Below are 4,344 nucleotides of genomic sequence, written 5' to 3'. Positions count from 1 at the left end.
TTATTGTAAACCAATCTTACACAGCCCAATGTGCGCCGCAATAGCGACTCTTGTTCGGGTGTGGGGTAAAATCGAAACGAATAGGCTTTTTCCATGTCTCACATTCTAGCATATATTTCGTAAATGTGCTAATATTTAACAGTAAAGCCAACCTAGAACGGCGGGGTTTCAGACCCAGTTTTTCGATGAAAACTAATCAACCTTATCAACCTCTTTTACTGCGAATTCTGCACGGATTCACGGGAATTGCCCTCATTGCCGCCATGGTTACGGCCTATTGGACCTATGATACTTTTGACGGTCGTTGGTTAAAACTGCCCTTACCAGAATATGGAGAAATTGAAAGTATTCACGGCACTTTTGGCCTCTATACCCTGATTATCTTTCCCGTTTTTGCTATCTATGCTTTTCGTCGGGGCAACAAAAGATTAATTCAAAGTGATTCTCTTAACAAATTAACCCAATTTGGTAAGCCGATTTGGTGGTATAGTCTCCATCGTTTAGTCAATACTTTGACTCTTTTTGCCCTAACTTTTGCCTTGTATAGTGGTCGGATGATGGATTCCAAATGGCTACCGGAAGGGGAATTGAATCACTTTTGGTATTATGCCCATTTGCTCAGTTGGTTAATTATGGCAGTATGTCTGATCCTGCACCTGCTCATGACTGCTAAAGTGGGAGGGGTTCCCCTGTTATTATCTATCCTTAAATGGCGTTTTCGTGAACAAGATAGCCCGAAATTATGGTTATCTCAATTACGTCAATGGGGGTTAAGTTTGCGTCTAGCTAAGATTTTTCAGTGGCTACAATCCCTTAACTTATATAAAATTTTAGAAATTGTTGTTTTATTGGCTATTATAGCGGCTTGGATTGTTCCAAAGTTTGACTAAGCTGTACTGTATTTAAACTGCGTATTGGGAATTTTAGTACAAATGCTCAAATTCCCTGCTCCCACCTCTCCTATACCTTTTAAATAGGATTTAGTATGATTTATTGACCCCGACGAGCGAGAATAATCATCGTCTTCGCTAAGGGAGCAATACGACCAATACGATAGACTTTCTCTAACGATAAATTAGCTTCTGTTAACAGTTGTGTGATAGTTTTGACAGACCAAAATTTAATATGTCCGTGATCCCAAAGAGCGGTAAAATGCTCGTCCATCTTACCCGTAGCCGCTAGGGCCAAATTTTTGAGATAACCATGATAGGGAGTGGATATCAGCGCATATCCTCCCGGTTGCAGCAGATTATAAACCGTCTTAGCATAATCGCGCGGGGCATAGACGTGTTCTACCACTTCCAAACTAATTAGCAGCGGAAAAGTACCAAATTTACTAGCCAGATCATCATAGGCGGAGCCAACGTATAGATCAAGTTCAGGATAGGCTTTTTTTGCCTCTGCTATCCCCGATTCGGAAGGATCGCAGCCACTGACTTGAAATCCTTTTTCTGATAACCAATTAGCGATCGAACCGTTGCCACAACCGAGATCAAAAATACGCTTTTCAGGAGGAGCAAGATCGGCAAAAATCTGACTTAGAGAAGGTAGCAAATAAGCGTGGGCAGTCCCACAGCAAGAATTTTGATAATGATAATAATCTGACATATTTTAAGATAGTTAATATGTAAGTATTTTGCGTGGCATCACCACTATCGCACGGTAATACAAAAAGTCACTTTTGTCAAGGGTTTAGTGAAATTTATTGTCACATCCCATTGATACGATATACCATAGTATTTTATGAATATATTGCATATACTATTGTCAATGGACATCTTGCAAAAATCAAAAACCTTCCCTTAGACGAGAAGTCGCCGAGCCATTATTCTCCTAGTTAGAAGTCGTAAACTTAACATTAATAGCTGACTTCTGTTATCAGAAAACTTTAACAACTACCAAAGCGGATCGGAGTATAAATGAACGGTTAAAGAATCTCGATCGCCGGGGATACCAGTAATACAACTACAAATTTGAGTACCATCATCTAATTCTACCTCGCAAGCGTGACAGGAACCCATTAAACAGCCGGTAGGAATTTCAATCCCTGCTTTTTTGGCCACATCTAATAATAGTTCTCCCGTTTCCGCTTCTATGATGATATCATCGGGTAAAAAACGCACTAAAATAGTCATAATTTTTCCTTACAAATGAGAAAAAATAGGTTTAAGATTTAAATGTTCTTCCACTAAATTAGCCATAGCATCTAGGGTTATTTCTCTTTGTTCACTATAGTTAGCAATTCCCGTAGGCAAAGATAATAAACCGCGACGCTGACGCAGATGATTTAGCCAAGTTCTTCGCCAAGAACCATTATCAAAGATACCATGTAAATAACAGCCCCAAATTGAGAGAGAATCATTGACAATTCCCAGACTAGCATCTTCCTCGAACATTTTTTGATAACCCGATTCACTTTCCCATTCGCTTATTCCCTGGTGAATTTCGTATCCCATTACCGGTAAACCAGCTTGGGGATAATTGGATAAAACTTGTCGTTGACGGGTAATTTTTTCGGCAGTAATTACCGTTTTTAAGGGCAGTAAATTTAAGCCAGCTGCCTCACTTTCGGGACCTTCTCGATGGTCAGGATCCAGGATTAATCGCCCTAACATTTGCAAACCACCACAGATGCCAAAGATAATACCTCCCCTTTGGTGATAGGCTTGTAATTGATTAGCCATACCACTTTGATTAAGAGCAATTAAATCAGCGACAGTGGTTTTAGAACCGGGGATAATTACCCCATCGGGATCACCTAAAGATTCCTGTAATTCTAGATAACGTACATTGACCGTTGCTTCGCCACAGAGAGGGTCAAAATCAGTAAAATTAGCGATATGAGGCAGACGAATGACACTGATATTTACTTCAGCTTTGGGTTTTTGGGCGGGGCGATCGAGTAAACTGAGAGAATCCTCGGCACTTAAAAAGATATCACTATAGGGAAGAACTCCCAACACGGGAATTTTGGTATAATTTTCTAGCCAAGTAATCCCTGAATCTAAGAGAGATTTTTGTCCGCGAAATTTATTGATCACAATACCTTTAATTAAAGCTCTTTCCTCCGGTTCTAATAATTCTAACGTACCGACGACGTGAGCAAAAGCCCCCCCGCGATCAATATCCACCACTAAAATAGTAGCGGCATCGAGATATTTAGCCACCCGCATATTAGTTAAATCGCGATGTTTGAGATTTATTTCCGCCGGACTTCCCGCACCTTCACAGACAACTAGATCAAATTCTGTTGATAATTTAGCTAAAGATTCTTTAATTGCTTGCCAACCTTGCTCAAAATAATTCTGATAATAATCCGCTGCCGTGGTGACACCAACAGCCTTGCCTTTAATAATCACCTGAGAGGTCATATTTCCCTGGGGTTTTAATAAAATTGGGTTCATTTCTACCCGGGGAATTGTCCCCGCGGCCCATGCTTGCACCGCCTGGGCGTGACCCATTTCTCCCCCTCCGGCGGTAACATAGGCATTAAGGGCCATATTCTGACCTTTAAAGGGTGTTACCTGCCAACCTTTCCGGTTGAATAAACGACATAAAGCCGCAGTTAAAAAAGATTTACCCGCGTGGGAGGTTGTCCCCACTACCATAATTGCTTTCATCTAGTTTTTTGGGTTGAGTATTTAATTTTTGGTAATTAGGAATTATGAATTATGAATTGGGAAGTGGGGAGATGGGGAGATGGGGAAGTTGTCTCATCACCCTATCACCCCAAAACCCTATCACCCTATCTCCTCCCGACTCCCGACTCCCGACTCCTGCCGACCGCCTCCTGACAGCATTAAAAAGAAAACCAACGTTGCAGAGTATTGAAAAATCTTTGCCAGAAAGTGGGTTGAGGGAAAAAGTCCCCTTGGGGTTGCCATTTTTCTATTAATTTCCTTCCTAAAGGAGTGAGACGAAAACTATCGGTTATCCCCTGTCCATCTACTTCGCGCCGCAAAATTCCCACTTTAATCAACCAGAGAAGATAGCTTTCCGCTGCCGCTTCCGTCAGCAGTCTGGAAGTATAACCTTTCTCTAAACCCCCAGCACCCGGAATGCTTAAAAGTGATACACTTTGCTCAAGCATAGCGGCGAATAGGGTAAGACGGAAAGGAGAACAACAGAGGGCCCGTTGGGCCCTAGTGATGGTAGCATCGGGATAATTGATCGCGGTAACGGTGGGAGTCGATAGGCTCATCGGAAATTTTGGGTCTGAAACCCCGTCGTTCTAGGTTGGCTTTACTGTTAAATATTAGCACATTTACGAAATATATGCTAAAATGTGAGGTATGGAAAAAGCCTATTCGTTTCGATTTTACCCCACACCAACACAAGAGTCGC

General features: G+C 41.7%; 7 protein-coding genes. 2 read left to right on the top strand and 5 right to left on the bottom strand.

Annotated features, from left to right (window positions below):
• The coding region (locus IM477_RS02360) for a helix-turn-helix domain-containing protein (protein ID WP_185240746.1) at positions 1-95 on the bottom strand (95 nt) is incomplete at its 3' end.
• Between the two features lie 90 nt (positions 96-185).
• Between IM477_RS02360 and IM477_RS02355 the strand changes: the two genes are divergently transcribed.
• Positions 186-890 carry a cytochrome b/b6 domain-containing protein gene (locus IM477_RS02355; RefSeq protein WP_287730408.1) on the top strand — a complete coding sequence of 235 codons (705 nt, stop codon included), beginning with the start codon at positions 186-188 and terminating at the stop codon, positions 888-890.
• Between the two features lie 100 nt (positions 891-990).
• On the opposite strand, the gene IM477_RS02350 is transcribed toward IM477_RS02355, so the two are convergent.
• From IM477_RS02350 to IM477_RS02335, 4 genes are all read right to left on the bottom strand, one after another.
• On the bottom strand, positions 991-1,608 hold the full coding sequence (locus IM477_RS02350) for a class I SAM-dependent methyltransferase (RefSeq protein WP_147070816.1): 618 nt from the start codon (positions 1,606-1,608) through the stop codon (positions 991-993).
• Positions 1,609-1,895: 287 nt separating this feature from the next.
• Positions 1,896-2,135 (bottom strand): 2Fe-2S iron-sulfur cluster-binding protein, encoded by a 240-nt coding sequence (locus IM477_RS02345; RefSeq protein ID WP_287730407.1) that lies wholly within the window; start codon positions 2,133-2,135, stop codon positions 1,896-1,898.
• 9 nt (positions 2,136-2,144) lie between these two features.
• Positions 2,145-3,620 (bottom strand): cobyric acid synthase CobQ, encoded by a 1,476-nt coding sequence (gene cobQ / locus IM477_RS02340; protein ID WP_287730406.1) that lies wholly within the window; start codon positions 3,618-3,620, stop codon positions 2,145-2,147.
• A gap of 179 nt (positions 3,621-3,799) precedes the next feature.
• Positions 3,800-4,201 (bottom strand): Npun_F0494 family protein, encoded by a 402-nt coding sequence (locus IM477_RS02335; RefSeq protein ID WP_287730405.1) that lies wholly within the window; start codon positions 4,199-4,201, stop codon positions 3,800-3,802.
• Positions 4,202-4,292: 91 nt separating this feature from the next.
• On the opposite strand from IM477_RS02335, the gene IM477_RS22860 reads away from it, so the two are divergent.
• Positions 4,293-4,344, top strand: a 52-nt coding sequence (locus IM477_RS22860; protein ID WP_353845525.1) for a helix-turn-helix domain-containing protein, incomplete at its 3' end; no start/stop codon positions are given.

The organism is Microcystis sp. M090S1 (assembly GCF_020246295.1).
In the GTDB taxonomy this organism is placed as follows: domain Bacteria; phylum Cyanobacteriota; class Cyanobacteriia; order Cyanobacteriales; family Microcystaceae; genus Microcystis; species Microcystis aeruginosa.
The sequence above is the reverse complement of the archived record's forward strand: the minus strand, read 5'-3'. Positions and strand labels throughout refer to the sequence as shown.

Excerpts from the sequence above, each read along its gene's own strand:
- IM477_RS02355 (WP_287730408.1), top strand. The coding sequence starts at position 186 with ATGAAAACTAATCAACCTTATCAACCTCTTTTACTGCGAATTCTGCAC.
- IM477_RS02350 (WP_147070816.1), bottom strand. The coding sequence starts at position 1,608 with ATGTCAGATTATTATCATTATCAAAATTCTTGCTGTGGGACTGCCCAC.
- IM477_RS02345 (WP_287730407.1), bottom strand. The coding sequence starts at position 2,135 with ATGACTATTTTAGTGCGTTTTTTACCCGATGATATCATCATAGAAGCG.
- cobQ (WP_287730406.1), bottom strand. The coding sequence starts at position 3,620 with ATGAAAGCAATTATGGTAGTGGGGACAACCTCCCACGCGGGTAAATCT.
- IM477_RS02335 (WP_287730405.1), bottom strand. The coding sequence starts at position 4,201 with ATGAGCCTATCGACTCCCACCGTTACCGCGATCAATTATCCCGATGCT.